The sequence below is a fragment of the Actinoallomurus sp. NBC_01490 genome (assembly GCF_036227085.1).
Classification (GTDB): domain Bacteria; phylum Actinomycetota; class Actinomycetes; order Streptosporangiales; family Streptosporangiaceae; genus Actinoallomurus; species Actinoallomurus oryzae.
Map to the genome: position 1 here is coordinate 9,765,930 of NZ_CP109433.1, position 20,124 is coordinate 9,786,053.

The following is a 20,124-nucleotide window of genomic DNA, read 5'->3' on the forward strand; positions in this document are numbered from 1 at the left end:
GCCACTGGACGATTCCCTTGGGATGTGCGCAGTCGATAAGGGGACTTCCTGGGACATCGGCCCAGCATGAAAAAGGGCACGGCCGTGGTGTGCCGTGCCGGTTAGCCGATCCGCCGGGCCTAGCTTTCTATTGCCGCACAGTCGTCGCATTCGCTGCCGGGTGAACAGATCTTTACGGGTCTTGCTTTGGCGGCGTCACCGAGGATCTCTTGTACCGATCGCAGGATATTGACGGCCCAGTCGTCTGAGTCGTGCCATCTACTGAAGGCGCCGCCTTCGTGGTTTTCCTTGTGGGTGACCCGGCGGCGGTCCGCGTCCCAAGCGCGGATGTCCTTCGCCAGCTTCCCGAGCTGGTCCAGCGGTTCCTCCGGCTCGGTCTCGCCTGTTTCCGGTGCGCCGGTCATCTTGATTACGCAGGCATCCGGGAGGTGAGGGCCGCATGCCGTGATCGGATCCATATCGCTGGCTTCACCGTCGAGGTTGGTCTGATCGGACCAGACGGTGAATCGCGCGGTGTGTGCGCATTTACGGAAACAACTCGGCGCTGCGTGTAGCACCGCATCGACGATGGCTTGCATTATGGGTCTCCTTTTGGTCCTTCTTTCTCCGGTGATGGCTCGATGACGGCTCGCGCGCACGCTTCCGGGTGGTGGTGGTCTGCCGGTCCCCTGGCCCCCTCTCCAGGGGACCGGCAGGGCTCGTAAGGCGACGTGGGTACGTCTGAAGCCGTGGCTACCGGATGGTCAGCAGGCAGCGCCCAGCCTTACCCGGGGGTAGTGGATCGGCGGGTTAGTGGGCGAACGGTCACAAGGGCCGGGAAGGGAGCCAGGGACCCGGCCGATGGACGGGTCGAGCGGGGGTTAGCCGGGCCCCTGGCGGCTTCCCGGTGCGGCGGATGCGCCGCCGAGGAGTTCCCAGGGGTGTCCGCGCCGGGGCGGCTTAGCGTGGGGTGTTCGGAGGGCCGGTGGCTGGCGCGTCGCTGTTTCCACCGAGGCTGAGCATGAGCAGGTCGGTCATCAGGTGCGCCATGCTGTAGCCGGGGTCGTGTGAGAGCGCCCGGTTGATGGCGAGTGCCGCCAGAGCGTTGTCTCCGTCCAGCCAGGCGGCGAAGGCGAGTAGTGACGCGCAGGCGGCGATGTTGACGGCTGCCCGGCGGGTCAGGTCGCTCCACAACGCGAGCTGGGCGGGCAGGAGGTCGGGGATGATCGTCATCCAGGCTTCGTCGCGCAGGCGGATCACGCCGATCAGCACGCTGAGGCGGGCGACGTCATCATCGCTGAGCCGCTCGCCACGCCGGTATGCCTCCACCGCCGTGCCGATCAGGGTTCGGGTCTGGGCGATGAGGGCGTGGGGCATCCCGGGTTCGCGCATCTGGGCCTCGATCTGTTCGGCGATGCGGTGGGTCGCCTTCTCCACCGCCGCACGCGATGGCCCGTCCTCGGGTTCGATGCTCCTCTGGAGGCTTTGGCGATCCGGCGAGGCGTCCAGCACACGTTCCAGGTCGGCCGCCAGGGCGATTTCGCCGGCGTAGGGGGTGCCCTCAGGCGGGCAGCATGTTGTGTCGTGGCATAGGTAGGAGTAGTAGCGGCCGTGGTCGGTGCGGATGGCCTCGGCGACCGGGACACCGATGGTGGCCATGGTCGTCATCGCGGCATCGATGATCGGCCGGACGTCTGCGTCAGGCCCGTAGCCGACGAGTGCCACGGTGTCGACGTTCCTGTTGGCGATCAGTTTCGCCAGCTCAACGAAGCGTCCCTGCTCTATTCGATCGGTGTCGGGATAGTCTCGGCAGATCACGCACGTGAACCGGTTGTCTTTCAGCCCCACCACGTACAGGCCGGATGCAGGGTGAAATCCCAGAACATAGTGCAGGGCGGCGAGAACGCCCGCCGGGCCCGTCACCTTGACGACCCGGGAAGCCGTATCGGTCAACGTGACTCCTTTCGCGGACTGCTGGGTTCGGTGCGGATATCGCTGAGCTCGACGACGAGTTGTTTGCCGAGCACAAGTCGCCGGGCAGGGGTGGTCAGCGGCACCATGGCGTTCACCTCGCATGGGGTGGCCGGGCCGGTCGGGTCGTACAGGTCGCCATAGACCGCGACCGGGCGGTGGGCCGCCACCGAGACGCCGACGGTGCCGGTCGCACGCAGGTGCGGGCAGAACCGGCGGGCCAGCGGCCAGCACTCCCGGCAGGTTGGCGGGGTGGTGACGATCGTGGGGTTGGCGGGTTCGGCGAGCAGTTCCCATTCATCGCGGGGAAACAGCCACTGGATGCGGCCGTGTGGATCGGTGGCGGGGCCGCCGCAGACCTGGCAAAGATTCCGCGTCATGCACGCCAGCAGACGGCCGGTGTGGAGTTCGGTCAGTTCCGGTTCGCCGCCACGGCCGGTCCGGTTGCGGTACCACAAAACGCCGAACCGCCGGTCCTCCGAACGCTCGTCGTGGTAAGCCAAGCCGTCGGCGCGTCGTTCCAGCCGCACTTGGGGGTCGATGGTCTCACCGGTCCACCGGACCACCCACGGGACCGGTTCACCACGCCAGGTCACGGGCGTGGGCGGGCGTTGTGCGCTGGTCATGGTTTCCCTCCGATCTGGCTCTGTCCCGCGCACGGGTGCGATGGTGACCTGGCGCGTGCTTCCCCTGCCGGGCTGCGGGAGCGACGCGCCGGTTGCCATGGGAGCTGTCACGTCCCGCAGCCCACCAAGCGTCAGGTGGTCTCCTGGACGTCGCGGATCGCGTCGTATTCAAGGGAGAAGTCGTGGATCTGGAGACGGCAGGGATCGTCGCTGTCGACCGTGAGGTGATGCTTGATGATCCAGTCGATGTCGTCCTTGTCCTCATCCGGCTCACAGTCGACGGTGAGATGGAGGGTGACGTCCACGGTCGCGTCGTAGGTGGGCGCGTACGGGTCTAGGTCGTGGGCCCGGAGGAAGTCGTTGAGCCCCTGACGGCAGATTTCTCCGTCGCGGTGCCGGTCGATGGCGTAGGTGCGCATCGAGGTGATGGTCTCCTGGGCCGCTGTGGCGCGCCCTTGCGCCTGCTCGTATCGCCGCTCAGCGGCTTCACGGTCGCTGATGCAGCGCTTCACCAGCGCGTCCAAGAGGAGGCGTGCCTGCTGGTCTTGCTGCGGTGTGCTGGGCCCGGCGGGAACCAGACGCGTCGTGCTCGCCTGGACGGTGTGGAAACCGTCGGCGTTTCCGGCAACCCCGGCGTCCTCGGCGTCTCCTGTGCTGTGAGGCTCGACGCATAGGAGGGTGACCTGGTCGCTCGGTGTCCCGGCGGCGCAGCCACAGCGGCACCGATCGGCGAGTTCCGGCTGGTGCGCGGTGGCGGCCACGACCGCCAGCCGGTCCGGGCCATCAGGGTCGGTGAGGTGGACGACGTCACCGATCTGGAAGCTGAGCTGATCGGTCGACAGCAGTTCGGTGGGCATGGTGATCTTTCCCCTCTCGGGTGTCCGTTTGGTACGGGGTGTGGTTCCGCCCGGGGTGGCGGAGTGGGCTGTAATAAGCCGCGCATCGGCTTTGAGGGCTGCCACGTCGGCCGGGTCCGGAGTCTTCAGCGGGGAGTCCGGCAGGCAGGGCGGTTGGCCCGGTCGCGCGGGCGTCAGTCGTGGCTGACCAGGCGTTCGGCGATACTGGCGATCACGGCGAACCGCAGCCGCCAGGCCAGCACCGCCGGGTCATTGGTGATGACCTCGCCGATCATGGCCGAAAGAATGTCCATCGCGGCCTGACGCCGTCCTTTCCAATACGCCAGGCGGGGTGAGACGCTCGCGTCGATAAGGGGGTCGCGGTCGCGGGGGGCAAGGTGTTCATCGGCCGTCCAGACCACCTGACGGACCGACGCCAGCGCCGGGCAATCCCGGACCACCTCGGGCAGCAGCCGATCAGTCAGCTGTTCAACCCTGGAGGAGGTTTTCATCACCTCTCACCTCCCTTTTCGATCGAGGTACTGTCTGGGATCCAGGGCAAGCGATCCGCGGGTCGCCGCGGCGCCGACGCTCGCTCGGGTCGCCCCTGGCGTGGCTGTGTGGCGTGGCGCTCAGGTGCCCGCGTCGTCGAGATCGGCGTAATCGCCTCCGCTGTCGAAGGCTTCGATGAAGGCACTCACCGCCAGCGGCGGGGTGACCCGCACCAATACCTCACCGTCCTCACGGGCAATCCGGACCGAAACCGCATCCGACCCGCTCCACACGAACACGCGGGACGCGGACGGAACCCGTTCCTTCGCCTTCGCCCGGACATACAACGCAACCGGGCATCGAACGCCGGAGCCACGCCCGCCGCTGAACCCCGCCGCGCGCAGAGTTGCCGCGACCTCACCCGGGGTGCCGCCCAGCGCACTGAGCACACTGGTCAGCCACTCATCGTTGACCGGATTGATGATCAAAACATTCATCCTCTCTGTTCATGTCGGGCACCAAGCGGTACGGCGATACCTGAAACGCGCTGCGGCCCCAGCCACTTGGCTGACCGGCCGGTCGGGGCATGGAGGCGACGAGCGGGAGCGGGAACGGTGACCGCCTTCGCGCAAGCGCACGCTCCACGTGTGCGCTCGACCCGCTCGACACCGCGAACGGTCCTGCTTGTGGTGGGTGTAGGTGTTGACACCCCAGGCGGTGCCCGCGCCACGGGCGACCCGGTTGTCGCGGCTCCACAGCTTGGACAGCGCATCGCGCTTGTTCTCCGCCATGGTCCGGACCTGGCCCTTGTACTCCGGCACGGGCGCGTACGCGTCCAGGAAGGCGTTCCGCTCCTTGTCGCTCACGCTCGTCTGGCACAGCGCGGCGGTCTCGGCGGCGAAGTCGTCAGCGACCTGGTAGACGATGTTCAGCGCCTCGCGGGAGTTCCACAAGTGCTTGATCTTGATCTGCTGGCCGGCTGTTGGTTTACCTGCCTCCCCGCCTTTGGTCGAGTTTGCGCTGGTGAGCCTCGACTCGTTCCCAGTAGGCCGGGTCGTCTTCGAACGCGTTGTTCCAGCCCGGCTCCACGGCGACCATCTCGGTGCTCTCAACCGGGTACGGCTTCACCTCGGTCATCGCCACGACTTCGATCTCGCCGTTGCCCCACTGCACCGTGTAGGTCACCACGTGCTCGACCCCGTCCCTGTCAGTACGTAGCCGGTAGTCCAAGATCGTTCCCGGCGACTTAGCCGCTCGTTGCCGGGGCAGCACGGCCATCCCGGGGCCCAACTCGGCGTTCTCGGCTTCGATCTCCTCGAAGATCTTGCCGTCTGGATCGCTCACCCTGATCACCGCCTTTGCTTATTTGCGTTTGTCCGCTGAGGAGCCCTGACTCCTGTCGAGACGAAGCCCGTTGTTTCCCGCCCCCTCCCGGGAACAGCGGGATATTCGGTTACATCGACGCCCCGACGATGCGGGGGCTCGCTTGAGGTCCCCCGGCTCTGCTCATGTAGGTGCGGGATGGTGGACAGGACAGGAGGTCTGCGTCCGTTCGCCTGCGTTCGCAGTGTCCTGTTCGGAGATGATTGCCCGCTCAGCGGCCGGTGGTCGGCATCAGCCGCGCGGGCGAGTGCCTCAGTGTCCGTGAGGCTCCTGCCGGGCCACGGGGGGCGACGTGCGTACGCGGTCCGGTTGGCCCGTCCCATCTCGGCGTGGAATATGGCGCCGAGGTGGTCGGGGCGCCCGCTCAGTTGCTCCGGCGGGCCACGGTCGCTGGCATCGTCCTCCCAGCGACCACAGGTCACCGATCATCTGATGGAACTAGACGATCCCTGAGGTCGACACGCGCCAGCAGGGTCTCCTCGGGGGGCGAACTCCTGCGCGTACTTCAGGGGCAGGCCGAGGACAGGGGAATTTCCTTCGCCTGGATGGGCGGGGTGTCGGCGGGCCACGGCTCGGTGCCGTGCTGCCGGGTCGTCACGATCCGTAGCGCCTGGTGGTCCACGCGGGACAGCCCGGCCTTGTCCAAGCTCAACGCGACGCGGTCGTCGCCGTCACCGATCACGACGACGTCGCCGACCAACAGTGACCTCAAGCGGCGGGCACGATAGGCGCGGGCCAGCGTGGCGTGGGCGCCGGTGAGGGTCTGCGGATTGGCGTTGCCGATGATCCAGACCTCTTCGGTCAGCGTCCCGATACCAGGCCCGTCGGTGGGGACGACACCGACCTCGAAGTCGATGACGTGCACGAGCGGGTGGCCCGGCTGGTATCCGAACCAGCTGATCATTCGGCCCTGCTCGTCACGGGCGATGTTGTGGTAGACGCTTACGCGCACGTGCTGTCCTCCTTGTCTCGGTGGTGCTCATCAGCGCGGCCCATTTGCTGGGGTTTGGTCGGCGTGCCGGGCTGGAAGCTGATGCTGAGGTCTTCTTCGGACAGGCCGATGACGAACCAGCGGAAGCCGAGTCGAGCGGCGGCTCGGAGATCATCGAGCAGGCCGGAATCGAGGACTTCGAGGTATTCGGCGAAGTCGTCACCGGGCAGCCCGGTACGGTCCCACGCGCTCCGCCAGTGCCCGAAGCGAGGATCGAACCCGGCGGCGTAACAGACCGGGAGACGGCCGTCGGCGCCGGTGGGCGCGTTCTTGTCGGTGGACATCAGGTAGACGCCGTCGTCGCGGACGAGTATCAGGCAGGGGCCGGCGTCGACCTGCCGGTCCGGCTCATCCGGCGTCGGGTCCCAGCGGGTGCGGTGTTCGGTGGCTGCGACGGCGTCTTCGGCGAGCCGCAGCGTGGCGTCCAGATCGAACCGCAGTAGCACGAAGGGTTTGTCGGGCATGCCGATGTGCTCCTTTCCGCAAAGGTGAAGGGAGGGAAGCACCCCCGGGGTGGGGCGAGGGCGGGTCGTTGATCACCGGGGTCCCGCTGGTCCTGACCCCCCGGTCGCGCTTGGACCAGCGGGACGTCTGCGGTGATCGGTGAAGCGGGGCGGCAACCTTCTCAGTGGTCCCGGCCCCGGGGTGCACTGGCCATCAGCCCTGCTGGGGCATAAGGGCCAGCGCGACGCTTTGCGGGAACTGCTGCCGCTGTTCCGTCTACGCCGCTGCCGCTTCGTGACATGAAGCATCCGTGCCCATCCAGGCGCGGCACAGGTTCTGATGACGCGTGGTGGTCGGTGAGTACGTCACCGGCGGCATCACCATTCGGCCATCCGCGCGGACCCACGCGATCGGGGTGTCGTAGGACAGGACCGTGTACACGATGCCGGGAGCGTTCTGGTCGTCCTGGTAGCGCTCCTGCCAGTGGCGGTCCAGGCGTCCAGTCGAGGAGGGCGCGAAAGCCACGGCGCGCATCGCGCCGTGGCTTTCGAAGGGCAGTGCGCGGGCCAGGACTCCGTCCGGCCCGCCGACGTCATGGCGTATCGAGACCGTGGCCATGGCGTCTCACCCGCCGACAGCACCGCCGCCGCGAACGACGGCGATGATCGCGACGATGACCAGGACGACGTAGAAGACAGCGTTCATCGAGGGACTCACCTTCCTTGGCAAGCAGGGTGGGTTGAGCAGCGGTGAAGGGTCCCGCCCGAGGCCGAAGGCCCGGGCGGGACGGGTACAAGGGGCGGCGGGGGTGGCCGCTCGGGCGCGGGAGAGCGGGCTACTCTCCCAGGAGGGTTTCGGCGGCCTCGCGACCGAACAGGGCGAGGGTGACCAATAGGTGGACCGCGACGGCCTCCACCCCCACGATCAGGCCGATCTCCACCAGGCAGACCACGGCGGCCGTGAACAGGTGGTGGCGGTGGGTCTTGTCATGCAGGTGAGCGTTGATCACGGAGGTGTCGATCCGGTGAGCGGTGGGCGTCTGCGGCTTCACGGCGCATTCCTTCCAATTGGGGGGACGTGTCCACGCAGGTGTTTTGTGCGCGGGGGACTCCCGAGCACGGATGAACCAAGGGGCCCTGGTCTCGGCTCGCAGCCCGCCCACCGGCACGGGTGGGCGGGCAGCCAGCCGCCCGGATGACCTCAGGCGCGGTCAGCCGGGCAGAGCTGGGCGGTTGACGACGGCTACGAGGCGGCCGTCGCGGGCTGGGCTTCGGCCGGACGGCCGAGGACACGGCTGATCTTCCGGGCCTCGCGCCGGGCGCAGTGCTCGCCCCGGTAGATCAATCCGTCATGGGTGAGCAGGCCGGTGGCCGCATCGCGGGTGTACACCCGCCACGGTGTCCGGTCGGTTCTGGTGTCCCAAGCGGGCATGGCGCTCCTCCTGCTGTCGGGAACGAACCCGAGGCTCCGGGGAGACACGCGAATCCCCGGAGCCCACGCGGCGTGGTCAGGTGAGCTGGACGGCCTGGGCCTGGACCTGGAAACGCTGACCGGCGATCTCGGTCTTGCCCGTGGCGTAGTAGCCGGTCCTGCCGGTACGGAACCTCTTGGGCGCCAGGCTGTCGGCAACGCCCGCCAGAGCGGCGATCGCCTCCTGCGGCGTGGCCTTGACCTTGACCTTCGGGTTGTCCTTGCTCCCGATCAGCACGGCCTGGGCCTGCGCCTGGTACCGGGCACCGTCATCACCGACGATCTTCCCGGTGGCGTGGAAGCCCTTCGAGCCCGAGGCGAACGTCTTTGCCTTCAACTCGTCCTTGATCAGGTTCTCCAACGCCTGGTTGAGACTCACATCAGCCTCCTGAGCGGGCAGGGCCCAGGCCCTGTGCCCAGGCCACATCCAGGGGGCGTGTCCACAATGCCGCCCAGGAGCTGCATTCGTGATATCGACAGCCGGTCCGCCGGCGGTCTACTCCTCCAGTGCCGGCAGCCGGGCAGACTGCTTGTCCAGGCCCCGCCCGGGTGCGTGGTCTTCGGCCCCGCAAGACCGCGCGCCGGGGACGGGAGTGGGCGTCCCGTGCTCGATGTGTACCGCCGGAGAGAACGGGACGCATCTCTCCCCGACGGGGGGCCGCTGCCCGCCGTGCGCACCGGCGCCACCGTCGATAAGCGGTGTGACCGCGACATTTAGGTGCGCTCACGCACGACCGTGCACCGCTTTGGCGCGTGCACCGTCATGCCGGGCTTTCACTTCAATACGGGCACCGGAATGGCTGAACCGTCCGCGACATTCAAAATAGTTCCGCGCGACGATACGACACGTTGCGGTAGCCGCATCGATTCACCGCTAGGCGACGACCTAGCGGAATGCCCACGTTAACGCACGCGAGCAACACAGAGCGGAGAGGCAGAGGCAAGCTCACGCGTTGACCGCGCGAACGCCAAACGCGCTCTCACTCTAATACGGGCACCGGAATGGCCGAACCGTCCGCGACATTCAAAATAGTTCCGCGCGACGATACGACACGTTGCGGTAGCCGCATCGATTCACCGCTAGGCGACGACCTAGCGGAATGCCCACGTTAACGCACGCGAGCAACACAGAGCGGAGAGGCAGAGGCAAGCTCACGCGTTGACCGCGCGAACGCCAAACGCGCTCTCACTCTAATACGGGCACCGGATCGGTCGAACCGTCCATACCCGGGAATGCCAGAGACCCCCTAGGAACGCCCCTAGGGGGTCTCTATGCCGTGATCCTTCGTCCCTCTACTCGGTACCCTCCCCCGTCCGCTTGGGCGTCTCACTGGGGCGCATGCCCTTGTGAATCATTTCCTCGCGTGTCTGGTCCAGACGCTCTGATAGCGTCTCCCATTCCCGCCGTGCCTTGTCGCGTGTCCGGCGGACGTTGCGACGTGACCCGTACGCCCCGCCGTGTTCTGCCTGCGCGACCGTGGCCAGCACTCCCGCGCGCCCAAGATCGTCCGCCTCGTTACCGACGAACAGAACCTTTGCCAGTGTGGGGAAATCGCTCCCATCCCCCCACGCGTTCCGCATGATCGCTTCGCTGAGCTGTGAGACACCGGTCGCGGTCGCCAGTGCCGTCACGTGTTCGGCGTGCGGAACGCCGCGCATGCGCTGCACACCCGGCGTCTCCATGACTTCATCCGGGGGGACGTCGAGTCGGTAGCCGTTGCGCGCCGCAGCGTCGCGCACCGCCCAACGCTGGAGCGTCGCCCGTGTGATGATCATGGTCCGACCGTCCTTGCGGAGGTACTCCCACGATGCCGGTTCGCGCGTGTCGATCCACACCGATGCCGTTGGACAGGACTTGAGAACATCCCGCAGACGTCGCGCGAACAACAAGACTGCATCCTGCGTGACGTCGTCCGACACGTCGTCCGTGCCGTAGAGTCCGTAGCCGCTTCGCGTGATCGTCGCGCTACCGTCGCACCGCTTGCGTGATCGCGTCGCGTCCACCGTACGGCAGTAACCGCGCGCCATCCTCCGCAGGTCCGCCCAGTCATCAGCGGTGACCCTTGACATGTCCTCAGGGGTGAGATCCTCCCCAGGGACGTTGACCGGAATTGCCCGTCCAGGAATCCAGTTGGACACGATCACCTCTCCGATCGTTTGTTCCGTGATGCGCAACCGTAAAGCTTGACGGTTACGCATCAAATACCGTGCCTTTGTCACCTACCATTCAACCTCGCTTCACGGACACGTACAACACTTCCCGGCACCTCAATTTAAGGCAGAGGGTTACATTTATGTACCCGACTCAGGCCATCACAAGGAGCACACTTTTCCACACCGCAGGCCATTAAGCCCCCATGCTCGATGAGCGCCGACAATACGCCTGCCAGCATAAATAAGCTTTCGCCATACCAAGCACCAACGCCACATACATAAACGAGCACATAAAATCAGCCACCAAAAATACAGCCCTTTTCTAGAATCCTGGACTACCAGTCGGAACAGCATACGGCTGGGCCGACACCCCTGCCGACCTGCGGCTATAGACCACCCCAAGACTCCCGTTCTTAAGCAGGAGGGCGATTAGGTGTCCTATCGGCAGGGAGATTGGGACGGTCACTCAATTGCTATAGCGAGCCGGATCATCTTGGGCCAATGACTCTATATCCATGCGACACCCCGACACCTCGAGCGTCATCAGTGCGTGGTTGTTAATTAGTAGATCGCACAAACACTTGTTCGCAGGCAGGTGGCATCTCGCCACGCCATGCCTGCCCGGCGAGTTTTGCTCCGCTTACTCGCGGGGCGTGCACCCTATATAATATGCGCTTTAGGTATCGTGTCGCCCACGCCATTGCCGCGAACTAGTGGCGTCGGGTTCGCTTTGATGTTTGGCGCGTGGAATCTTTAGCCGCCACAGAAGTTGACGTGTTTCTTCACTTGGGTCTGCGTCAAGCTCTTCCAGCGCGGTTTCTAGAAGGCGGAAGGTGCGGCGGACCGCGTCGGGCCGGTTCAGGCGCGCTTGTAGCTCCATGATGCGCTGGTAGATCTCCTCGCCATATTGGTCGAGGCTGCGTGCGTGTTCGAGCGCGGCGAGGGCCTGCTCGGGCTTGTCCGGTTCGTGGAGTGAGGCAAGTTGAGTAAGGGCTTCCACTGCTAGACGGCGCAGGGCTTCGCGTTCCGGTTCGATCCATTCATAGGGTTGCTGGGCGGCCAGCTCGCCTTTGTAGGCGTCAAGCGCGTTTTGGAGGAGGCCGGCGCGTATGCGGTCGTCGGGCGCACGTGATGCTTTGTGAAGAGCAGTGCGGAAATGCCATAGATCTACGCCGACGAGTTCGGCGTCGATGCGGTATCGGTCGGCGACGACGGTGATGAAGCTCTGATCGGTGAGCCCGCTCGCGCGGCGTAGCTCCCTGCGTACGTCATTTACTGCTGCGTGGAATCGCATCACGGCGTGGCGCTGGTCGATGTCCGGCCAAAGCGCTTCGAGTATGGCGTCCCGGGATGCTCCGTCTGAGTGTACGGCGAGGAATGTCAGCAGTTCGCGGGCTTTTCCGCGGATTCCGGTCGACAGTTCGCTGCCGCCGGCGCTGAGGGTGGGTGGTCCGAGTACGCGGAGGTGCGCGGGATGGTGTTGAGAGGTGTTGGCCTCTTGCAGCGGAGTCGGTGGTGAGGGCGCAGCAAGGTCTGGTTCCGTGGGCGAGGGCGCGGACTCGGGTTCGCCGTGGGCGCTGCGGATGACGTCGAGCGTTTGGCGGGCGTCGGTGGCGGTGAGGTGGAACAGGCGAAGTCCCTGCCAGTGCGTGTCGCCGCTGTCGGCTGGGATGACGTTTCCGTGTTCGTCGACGGAGAGGTCGGGTCCTGATGGATGGGTCCCGAGGGTGACTACGGCGATGTCGTATTCGGAGGATGCGGTGCTGAGGGCTTCCAGGCGGCGTTGGTGTTCTTGGCTGGTGCTGGTGACCAGGAGGAGGTAGGGCAGGGGCTCGGTGGGGTCATCGGCTCGTAGCGTGGCAAGGTCCTGGCCATCGGTGGCGGTGTCCAGGAGCCGCGCGCGGTGGATGCGTTCGGATTCGAGGAGGCGGACCGCCGATTCGGTGTCGGTGGTGATCCGCAGTGCCCGGATGCGCCGAGCCGTCTCTTGGAGTTCTTGGTGGCTTAGCGCGAGGAGGCGCATGGCGTCGCCGCGTGGGATCACGAGTTCGATGCTGTTATCGCCTGCGTGAGTTAGGAGTCCCAGAAGCAGTGCGCGAGCTGCGGCATCGGCGCCGGGTCCGGTGAGGCCGAGGGTGAGCCCGCTGATCGGGACCGTGGTCTCCTCCTCGCCGCGGACGCCCAGCACGACCTGGCCGCTGGAAGCGACCGGGAACATGTGCAAGCGCTCAGCGTCGGTGCGCGGCGGTGCCTGGGCGTGGTCGTGGTGTCCCCCTTGGCGGGCGGCGAGGTCGGCGCGACGCAGAGCCCGTACGGCCGGCTTCGGTTGTGGTTCGGTGGCGGATAGGTCGGGCCCGGTGGCGGGGGTGCGGTGGCGGCGGCGTCGGTGGAGCCGGGAGGCGGCCAGGGCTGTCCCAACGCCTGCCGCGAACGACAGGCCCACCATCGCGCCGGAGGGCAGATCGATTGTTGTCGGCGCGTGGGTCGGCGCGGTCGTCTGCGGCGGGTTTGGTGGCGCCGGGGGGCGCGGGCTGGTCGGTTCCGGTGTCGGCGTGGAAGGGGTTGCTGTGGCGGCCGGCGGTTCGCCTTGGCGTGGGTTGGCCTGGCTGGGGGTGGTGTGTGGCGTGTCGGGGGCGGCGAGGGTGTAGCTGATTTCTACGCGGCGGTCGCGGGCGCGTGCGGCCGGGTCGTCAGTGCCGTCGGGATGGTGCTCGGGCCCGAGCGGTGCGCTCTCGCCTCGGCCGCTGATCTGGAAGCGGAAGCCCGGTGGTAAGGCTTGAGCGAGGGTTTCCCGGACGGTCTGGGCTCGACGCAGCGATAGGTGCTGGTTGTACGGAGCCGAGCCGAGGGAATCGGTGTGGCCGACGAGCACGATCGGTTGTGTCGCATCGGCGTGGGCGGCGATGTCACGGGCGGCTGCGGCGATCGCCTGGCGCGCATCCGGGGCAAGGCCGGCCGACCCGAATGCGAACCGCACGACCGTATGCCGGTGCCCAGGTCGCCTCGACGTCCTGAGATCGGCCGGCACAGTGAGTGGTCGTTTCCCAGCCGGAGGAGTAGTTGGGGCGACCTGGGGTGAGTGCGAATCCGGTGTGGGTTCGGTTGCCGCGACGTTCCGCAGGACGGGCGTACCGTGGTGCGGCGGAGCGTCGGCGGCAAGGCCTGGTGGCGTTGTCGTCGGTAGAGCGGTGCCGCGGCTGATCGAGGTCATCGCTCCGATAACGGCCACGCCGAGACTGGTGATCAGTAACGCGGCCAGGCGCTGCGGGCCGCCGAGGCCGGGGATATGTGGTGCAGGCCGTCCCGCGATATGGGCTCCAGCCTCCAGCAGCACTGTTCCAGTCCAGATGGCCCAGGCGAGCCAGGCGAGGTACTTCACCGCCACAAGAAGCAGGGTCCCGTCGTCACGATGAGACAGGGCCGCCAACGCCTGGCTCCAGCGGGGAATGTGATCGGGGATCGGAGATCCGGAGACGATTAGGAACAGCCAGGGCAGCCCAACAGTAATCGCGATCAAGGTGGCTGCCGCAGCCATGCCACGCAGGACTCTGCCGATGCCCCGTCTCGACGACGTACTCTGCTGTCGTTTCATAGGCACCCAAAGATCATTTAGCGTCGATTTGTCCCATAGGTCCGCACCGGCGAACGTTGGCGACGCAAATACTATTGCGCCACCTCCATCGCATGTCTAAGATAACTAACCTCTCGACCGAGATTGACTCACTTCTGACAGTCTGACCTCGCAAGTACCATGTGCCGTCTTGACAGACCTCTGCGCACCAGCACCACCCCCGCGGGGATCGGTGGTGTTGCCCTTCTCCTTGCGCTCTTAGCCGGCGCGTGCGGCGACGGACGCAAGGACGTGACGCTGCCGACGACGTCGCCGTCGAAGCCGCAGGCCGCCTCGCCCTCGCCGACATCGGCTGAGGACGCGATCCGTCAGAGCTACACCCAGTACTGGGCGGCCCTGCCGAGGGCAGAGCATGCAGACAGTGAGTCTCAACGCCGTGAGCTCCTAGCGGACTACGCAACCGATCCGCAGTTGGGTACCGCGCTTCGCGGCATTGATGATCTTCATGGCAAGGATCTGACGTCGACTGGCTACGTGGTGGTCCATATCCGGAGGGTGCAGTTGAGCTCCGGGACCGCGACGGTGTGGGACTGCCAGGACGCCACGCAGGCGCTGATCCGCAAACGCAGCACTGGTAAAGCCGTCAGTCGCGGAGTTTCCCACGATTATCTTCGAGCGACGCTTGTACGAGGATCTGATGGCCGATGGCGCATCAGCAAGTTCGCACCCCTCACCCACTGCTGAGGACCTTATGTTGTCTCGCGGGCAGCACGTTACTGTTAGGTATCGAAAGCGCGCCAGCTTTTGCCACGCCACGAGATCCGATACCGCCAACCGCGCATAACTGGGGATATTCCTACGGTGCTCGGCAGCCAGGAAGCGGCGGCGCGCCCAGCGCAGACGGCGATGAAGGGTCTTCTGCCAACAGGGGGAGCCCAGGCCATTCCGGTCCGGACAAGATGTCCATCTGCGGCGTCTGGCGCATGGGAATCCAGGGGTGCTCGGCCATACCGGTCCCAGGAGATCCGGCGGACGCACCTCCTGCCCCAGGGATCACCCCCGCGCAGCTGGCCGCCACCGCCTGGCAGCGGCTGCGGCTTCCCGCGCCCCAGGTCGCGACGGCGCCTCCCCGCGGCTCCGAGGGCCTCGTCGGACTGCCCGAATGGTTCTGGGTACGCAACTGGAGCAGCCACCACAATCGGGCCCAAGCTGGCGGCGTCTGGGCGGAGGTAACCGCCCGGCCCACGAGCCTGAAGATCAACCCCGGCGCAGGGCAGCCGACCGTGACATGTCATGGGCCGGGCATCGCCTACCACCGCGGGCGGCCCGCCGCAGGACAGAACTCAGACTGCTCCTACACCTATCGGCGCTCCTCCGCGGGACTGCCCGATAACTCCTACCGGGTCACCGCCACCGTGACCTGGGCGGGGACATGGGTTGGGTCTGATGGGTCTGGAGGAGCCCTGCCGGCTCTGTCGCGATCGAGCACCTTCGCGGTGCGAGTCGCCGAGGGCCAGGCGGTCACGAACTGACGGAGATTGCAGATGGCAGGGAAATCCAGCCGCACCTACGTGCAGGAATTCGACGGTCCGACCCGTTCTCCGGGCGGTCAGCCCGGAGCCGGGCGGGGATCGCTGCCGCCGCTGCCGCGTCAACGACGGCGCCGGATGCTCGTGCTCGGCGTCCTGCTCGTACTCGCCGGTGCCCTGGCCGCCGGCTACCTCTACACGGGGATGGGCGATCGGGTCGCCGTCATCGTGGTGGCCCGCGATGTGCCGGTCGGCACCCAGCTCAGCGCCGCCGACGTGGCCACGACCCGGGTGGCGGTCGACGGGTCGGTCACGGTCATCCCGGGTCGGCAGCTGCGCCAGGTTGTGGGGCGGTATGCCGCTGTCGGCCTTCGCAAGGGAACCTTGCTGGCGGCGTCCCAGCTGACCGGTGCGGTCTCTCCGCGGCCCGGGCAACAGGTCGTGCCCGTCGCGGTCAAGCTGGACCAGCTTCCCGCGCGCGGTCTGCAGCCCGGTGACCAGGTCCTGGTCATCGCCACGCCGGGGCAGGACAGCCAGGACCAAGGCGCCTCAGGCGGGAGTTCCCCGCCGTTGACGCAGAACACGCCGGCGAGCGTGGACGGGGTCAGCAGTCCCGATGCCGACGGTGACGTACGGGTCGATCTGGTCGTCGACGCCCAGGTGGGCCCGGCGGTCGTGCAACAGGCCTCGATGGGGCGGATCGGTTTCGTCATTACCTCCCGGGCACCGCGGTGATGCTGATCGCCATCACCAGTCCCGGCGACGCTGCCGGTGCCACGACCACAGCCTTCGCGATGGCCTTGACCTGGCCGGACCGTGTCCTGCTGGCCGAGTGTTCCCCGGCTGGAGGCAAGATCATGCGCGGCTACTTCCGCTACCAGGCACCACCCGCTGGCGGATTGTGGGAGCTGGCATTGGCCGCCGTCCATGGCCAGGCCGCCACTGCGGAGGCACTGTGGGACCAGACCATCGCGTTGGACACGGCCCGGCAGCGGCTACTGCTGCCCGGGCTGTCGGATCCGTTCTCCTCCAGCGAGCTGTCGGCCGGTACCTGGGACACCCTGGCGGCGACGTTCGCCGATCTGCCGGTCACCGTGCTGGCTGATACCGGGCCGATCGGCCCCGAGCAGCCGTTCGCTGTGCTGCGGGCCGCCGATCTGGTGCTGCTGGTCATGCGGCCCACCCTCGCCCAGGTCGTCGCGGCCCGGCCGCGGCTGGCCCGACTCCGCAAAGCGCTGGGGGCCGGCGCCCCGCTCGGACTGTGCCTCATCGGCGATCGCCCCTATACGCCGCGCGATATCCGTGCCGCGCTCGGCGAGTTCGCCTTGACCCTCACCTTCCCGGTCGACGAAAGGGCCGCCGAGATCCTGTCTGATGGTGGCGGCAGCGACTGGGCCCGGCGACGGATCGAGGTGAGCCCGCTGATGCGCGCCGCGAGCGCCGCCGGTCAGGCCGCCGCGAACTTCGCCGCGGGACAACGACGGCGAATCTTCGTTCCCCGACGAGCCGTGCGGGAGGAACGCCGATGAGCGGGCGATCGCTGTGGCCCTCAGACGACAGTCCCACCAGTTGGCCCGGACGACTCCCCCGGCCAGCAGCCCTCAACGGCCACGCGGTCGAGGGCGCCGGCGATCGGGCCGGTGTTGATGAGGTGGTTCTGCGCACGGCGGTCCGCGACATCAACCAGGCGCTCGATGACCAGATCACGGCCGAGACGACACCCGAGCAGGCACGCGACCTCATCGAGGCTCAAGTCCGCACCTGGATCAGTGACCAGGCTGGTACCGGCCGGTACACCCTCACCGCCGAGTTGGAAAGCCGCTTGGTCTACGCCGTCTATAACGAACGGTTCGGGCTCGGGTCCCTGCAACCGCTACTCGAAGACCCCCAGATCGAGACCATCGACGTCAACGGCGCCGACCAGGTGTGGATCAACTACGCCGACGGCCGCAAAGAACTCGCCGAACCCGTCGCGGACTCCGACACCCAACTGGTCGAGCTCATCCGCCGATGGGGTGCCTACCAAGGCCAGACCGCCCGTGACTTCTCCCCCGCCAAACCGCGGCTCCGCCTGGCCCTACCCGACGGTTCCCGCCTGACGGCGATGATGACGGTCACCCCGCGGCCGGTGCTGTCGATCCGCCGCCACCGGATGCTCGACGTCGACCTGGACCAGCTGGTGGAGGCCGGCACCCTCGACATCGGTCTGCGCGAGTTCTTACGCGCCTGCGTCGCCGCGCGCAAAGACATCGTGATCACCGGCGGGATGTCGGCCGGCAAGACCACGTTCGCCCGCGCGCTCGCCGCCGACTTCCCGCCCGAGGAGCGGATCGTCACGGTCGAGAACGAGCACGAGCTGTTCCTCCACACGCTGCCGCACCGCCATGCCGACATCGTCGCGCTGGAAGCCCGTGAGCCCAACGCCGAAGGGATCGGCGGTATCTCGGTGAGCGACCTGGTCACCGATGCCCTGCGACTGAACGCCAAACGGATCATCGTCGGTGAGGTTCTTGGGCCCGAACTGGTCCCGATGCTGGTCGCGATGAACACCGGCGGAGAAGGCTCCCTGTGCACCATCCACGCCGACTCGGCGCGGGAAGTCTTCGCCCGGATGCTGATTCTCGCCAGTTCCGGCGGCCTCACCTACCCACCCGGCACCCTCTACCGCCTTGCCGGGATGGCCGTGGACTTCGTCGTCCACCTGCGACACGAAACCTTCCACCACCAGGGCCGGCCCGCCAACGTCCGTTATGTGTCTGAAGTGCTCGAGGTTCTGCCCCCCGCGGACACCGAAGAGCCTGCCACCACCCCGGTCTATGTCCCCGGACCCGACGGTCGGGCGGTACCGCACACCCTGCCGCAGTGCGCTGCCGACCTTGAGGCGATCGGGTTCGACCCGTCCTACTTCGGCTGGGAGTACCAATGACCAGCACCCCCCTCATCGCCACACTCGCCAGCGCTCTGATCATCACCGGCGTCATCGTCATCGGTGCCGCACTCACCGGCACCGACCTCCTTCCGCTACCGCCGACCGGCCGGCCCCGCCGGCGGCTACTGCGGTGGCGATCTCGACGCACACTTGCGGAGACGGTCGCGGTCATCGGCGCAGCGATCGGCGCCTGGGCGCTGACCGGCTGGCCCGTGGCCGGTATCGCCGTGGCCGCCGCCATCATCGCGGTACCGCGGCTGCTGGGCGGCCGAGCCGCCCAGCAGCGCATCGCACGACTGGAAGCGCTGGAGACCTGGACCCGCCAACTCGCTGACGTCCTCACCACCGGAACCAGCATCGAAGACGCCCTGCTGACCACGGCCGAAGACCCTCCCACCGCGATCGCCGACCAGGTGACCGCGCTGCGGCGCCGCCTGGAATACCGCGTGGCAACCGAAGACGCCGTACGCGCCTTCGCCGACGAACTCGGCCACCCGGTCGCCGACACCATCGCCGCCACCATGATCATCGCTTCACGGATGCGCGGCCGGGGACTGCGTGAGGTACTGACCGCGCTCGCCAAGACCGTCGCGGAAGACGTCGCGATGCAGCGACAGGTCGACGCCGAACGTGCCACCCACCGCACTACGGCGATCTGGGTGATCGCCGCGCTGGCGATCTTTGTCGGCTTCGCCGTCATCAACCGGCCCTACGTCGCGCCCTTCGGCACCGCGACCGGCCAGCTGATGCTGGTCATCGTCGCCGCCCTGTACGCGGGAGCGATCTGGTGGCTGCACCGGCTCACCACCCCACCGCCCGGGCGCCGGTTCTTGACCGATGGGAGGAAACACCGGTGATCGCCGAGATCCTCGCCGCCGGAGGAGTCGTTGGACTGGGAATCTTCCTCATCGCCCGCGAACTGTTCCCCGCCCCTCCAGCTCTCACCGCCGTTCTCAACCACGCCGCCCCGCACAGCCAGCGAGGAGTACCCGACCGTAACTCGGCCGATCTACGGGCATGGCTCGGCCGGTGGATGGCCGCACGCGTCGCCGGAACGGCTATCGACGTCCGAATCCCGCGCAAGGACCTCGCGCTGCTCGGACGTTCCCCCGAGGGATATCTGGTCCAAAAACTCACCATGACCTTGTTCGGGCTCGCCGTACCCGCCATCTTGTGGACGCTGCTGATGCCGCCAGTGCCCTGGCTGGTCAGTACCGGCACCACCGCGGGCTACGCCCTGATCATGTTCCTCGGCCCTGACATCGCCCTGCGCAGCCAAGCACGCGAAGCCCGCGAAGACTTCACCACCGCGCTGATCGCCTACCTCGACCTGATCAAAATGGCCCGCGCTGGCGGAGCCGGACCCGGCGAAGCCCTCGAAACACCCGCACGCATCTGCCACGGATGGGCCTTCGCCCGAATCGCCGCCACCCTGGACCCGGCCAGCCGCGGCACCCGCGACCCCTGGGACGAGCTCACCCGACTCGCCGACCGAATCGGAGTGCGTGAACTCGCCGACACCGCAGCGATCGCCCGCCGGGCCGGCACCCAGGGCGCGAAGATCCTCGACAGTCTCACCGCCAAGGCCGCCTCGCTTCGCGAGCAGCAACTCGCCCAAGCCCTGGCTCGCGCCAAGTCCCGCACCGAGACCATGACGGTCCCCGTCGCTCTGTCCGTACTCGGCTATCTGATCTTGCTCGGCTACCCCGCCTACGCCCGAATCGTCGGCGGTTAACCCAAGAGACAGAC

At 67.1% G+C, this 20,124-nt stretch carries 22 protein-coding genes; 6 read left to right on the forward strand and 16 right to left on the reverse strand.

Annotated features, from left to right (window positions below; genetic code table 11):
* Positions 1-119 precede the first annotated feature (119 nt).
* From OG417_RS44805 to OG417_RS44880, 16 genes are all read right to left on the reverse strand, one after another.
* Positions 120-578, reverse strand: a complete 459-nt coding sequence (locus tag OG417_RS44805; protein WP_329242836.1) for a hypothetical protein — start codon at positions 576-578, stop codon at positions 120-122.
* A 361-nt stretch (positions 579-939) separates the two neighbouring features.
* Complete coding sequence (locus tag OG417_RS44810) at positions 940-1,932, reverse strand: DUF4192 domain-containing protein (RefSeq protein WP_329242839.1); 993 nt, start codon at positions 1,930-1,932, stop codon at positions 940-942.
* Positions 1,929-2,576: a hypothetical protein gene (locus OG417_RS44815; RefSeq protein ID WP_329242842.1), complete on the reverse strand. Its 648-nt coding sequence runs from the start codon at positions 2,574-2,576 to the stop codon at positions 1,929-1,931. Before OG417_RS44815 ends, OG417_RS44810 begins: the two co-directional genes overlap by 4 nt.
* A 131-nt stretch (positions 2,577-2,707) precedes the next feature.
* A complete protein-coding gene (locus tag OG417_RS44820) occupies positions 2,708-3,538 on the reverse strand; it encodes a hypothetical protein (protein ID WP_329242845.1) in 831 nt (276 codons plus the stop codon).
* Positions 3,539-3,606: 68 nt separating this feature from the next.
* Positions 3,607-3,924: a hypothetical protein gene (locus OG417_RS44825; protein ID WP_329242848.1), complete on the reverse strand. Its 318-nt coding sequence runs from the start codon at positions 3,922-3,924 to the stop codon at positions 3,607-3,609.
* Positions 3,925-4,044: 120 nt separating this feature from the next.
* A complete protein-coding gene (locus OG417_RS44830; RefSeq protein WP_329242849.1) occupies positions 4,045-4,392 on the reverse strand; it encodes a hypothetical protein in 348 nt (115 codons plus the stop codon).
* 18 nt (positions 4,393-4,410) lie between these two features.
* Positions 4,411-4,872, reverse strand: a complete 462-nt coding sequence (locus tag OG417_RS44835) for a DUF932 domain-containing protein (protein WP_329263024.1) — start codon at positions 4,870-4,872, stop codon at positions 4,411-4,413.
* A gap of 19 nt (positions 4,873-4,891) precedes the next feature.
* Positions 4,892-5,257, reverse strand: a complete 366-nt coding sequence (locus tag OG417_RS44840; protein ID WP_329242852.1) for a hypothetical protein — start codon at positions 5,255-5,257, stop codon at positions 4,892-4,894.
* 535 nt (positions 5,258-5,792) lie between these two features.
* Positions 5,793-6,239, reverse strand: a complete 447-nt coding sequence (locus OG417_RS44845) for a hypothetical protein (RefSeq protein ID WP_329242855.1) — start codon at positions 6,237-6,239, stop codon at positions 5,793-5,795.
* The gene (locus OG417_RS44850) at positions 6,230-6,742 is read right to left on the reverse strand and encodes a DUF3085 domain-containing protein (RefSeq protein WP_329242858.1); all 513 of its coding nucleotides are present in this window, start codon (positions 6,740-6,742) and stop codon (positions 6,230-6,232) included. Before OG417_RS44850 ends, OG417_RS44845 begins: the two co-directional genes overlap by 10 nt.
* A 256-nt stretch (positions 6,743-6,998) precedes the next feature.
* Positions 6,999-7,340, reverse strand: a complete 342-nt coding sequence (locus OG417_RS44855) for a hypothetical protein (RefSeq protein WP_329242861.1) — start codon at positions 7,338-7,340, stop codon at positions 6,999-7,001.
* Between the two features lie 217 nt (positions 7,341-7,557).
* Positions 7,558-7,773, reverse strand: coding sequence for a hypothetical protein (locus tag OG417_RS44860; RefSeq protein ID WP_329242863.1), 216 nt, complete (start codon positions 7,771-7,773; stop codon positions 7,558-7,560).
* Positions 7,774-7,964: 191 nt separating this feature from the next.
* Positions 7,965-8,153, reverse strand: coding sequence for a hypothetical protein (locus OG417_RS44865; protein WP_329242866.1), 189 nt, complete (start codon positions 8,151-8,153; stop codon positions 7,965-7,967).
* A 76-nt stretch (positions 8,154-8,229) separates the two neighbouring features.
* The gene (locus tag OG417_RS44870) at positions 8,230-8,571 is read right to left on the reverse strand and encodes a hypothetical protein (protein WP_329242870.1); all 342 of its coding nucleotides are present in this window, start codon (positions 8,569-8,571) and stop codon (positions 8,230-8,232) included.
* 914 nt (positions 8,572-9,485) lie between these two features.
* Entirely contained in the window at positions 9,486-10,367 is an 882-nt protein-coding gene (locus OG417_RS44875) for a hypothetical protein (protein ID WP_329242873.1), read from the reverse strand.
* A 655-nt stretch (positions 10,368-11,022) separates the two neighbouring features.
* On the reverse strand, positions 11,023-13,938 hold the full coding sequence (locus OG417_RS44880) for an OmpA family protein (RefSeq protein WP_329242876.1): 2,916 nt from the start codon (positions 13,936-13,938) through the stop codon (positions 11,023-11,025).
* Positions 13,939-14,208: 270 nt separating this feature from the next.
* Here OG417_RS44880 and OG417_RS44885 point away from each other — a divergent pair, with 270 nt between their 5' ends.
* The 6 genes from OG417_RS44885 (at position 14,209) to OG417_RS44910 (ending at position 20,110) form a co-directional block, all read left to right on the forward strand.
* Positions 14,209-14,661, forward strand: coding sequence for a hypothetical protein (locus OG417_RS44885; protein WP_329242878.1), 453 nt, complete (start codon positions 14,209-14,211; stop codon positions 14,659-14,661).
* Between the two features lie 800 nt (positions 14,662-15,461).
* Positions 15,462-16,181, forward strand: a complete 720-nt coding sequence (locus OG417_RS44890) for an SAF domain-containing protein (protein WP_329242881.1) — start codon at positions 15,462-15,464, stop codon at positions 16,179-16,181.
* Positions 16,181-16,975, forward strand: a complete 795-nt coding sequence (locus OG417_RS44895; protein ID WP_329242884.1) for a hypothetical protein — start codon at positions 16,181-16,183, stop codon at positions 16,973-16,975. Before OG417_RS44890 ends, OG417_RS44895 begins: the two co-directional genes overlap by 1 nt.
* 122 nt (positions 16,976-17,097) lie before the next feature.
* On the forward strand, positions 17,098-18,372 hold the full coding sequence (locus OG417_RS44900; RefSeq protein WP_329242887.1) for a CpaF family protein: 1,275 nt from the start codon (positions 17,098-17,100) through the stop codon (positions 18,370-18,372).
* Positions 18,369-19,232, forward strand: coding sequence for a type II secretion system F family protein (locus OG417_RS44905; protein ID WP_329242890.1), 864 nt, complete (start codon positions 18,369-18,371; stop codon positions 19,230-19,232). The genes OG417_RS44900 and OG417_RS44905 overlap by 4 nt, the downstream gene beginning before the upstream one ends.
* Positions 19,229-20,110, forward strand: a complete 882-nt coding sequence (locus tag OG417_RS44910) for a type II secretion system F family protein (protein ID WP_329242894.1) — start codon at positions 19,229-19,231, stop codon at positions 20,108-20,110. Before OG417_RS44905 ends, OG417_RS44910 begins: the two co-directional genes overlap by 4 nt.
* Positions 20,111-20,124: the final 14 nt, after the last annotated feature.

Coding starts and splice junctions, on each gene's coding strand:
- OG417_RS44880 (WP_329242876.1), bottom strand. CDS start 13,938: ATGAAACGACAGCAGAGTACGTCGTCGAGACGGGGCATCGGCAGAGTC.
- OG417_RS44850 (WP_329242858.1), bottom strand. CDS start 6,742: ATGCCCGACAAACCCTTCGTGCTACTGCGGTTCGATCTGGACGCCACG.
- OG417_RS44890 (WP_329242881.1), top strand. CDS start 15,462: ATGGCAGGGAAATCCAGCCGCACCTACGTGCAGGAATTCGACGGTCCG.
- OG417_RS44805 (WP_329242836.1), bottom strand. CDS start 578: ATGCAAGCCATCGTCGATGCGGTGCTACACGCAGCGCCGAGTTGTTTC.
- OG417_RS44895 (WP_329242884.1), top strand. CDS start 16,181: ATGCTGATCGCCATCACCAGTCCCGGCGACGCTGCCGGTGCCACGACC.
- OG417_RS44905 (WP_329242890.1), top strand. CDS start 18,369: ATGACCAGCACCCCCCTCATCGCCACACTCGCCAGCGCTCTGATCATC.
- OG417_RS44865 (WP_329242866.1), bottom strand. CDS start 8,153: ATGCCCGCTTGGGACACCAGAACCGACCGGACACCGTGGCGGGTGTAC.
- OG417_RS44815 (WP_329242842.1), bottom strand. CDS start 2,576: ATGACCAGCGCACAACGCCCGCCCACGCCCGTGACCTGGCGTGGTGAA.
- OG417_RS44855 (WP_329242861.1), bottom strand. CDS start 7,340: ATGGCCACGGTCTCGATACGCCATGACGTCGGCGGGCCGGACGGAGTC.
- OG417_RS44825 (WP_329242848.1), bottom strand. CDS start 3,924: ATGAAAACCTCCTCCAGGGTTGAACAGCTGACTGATCGGCTGCTGCCC.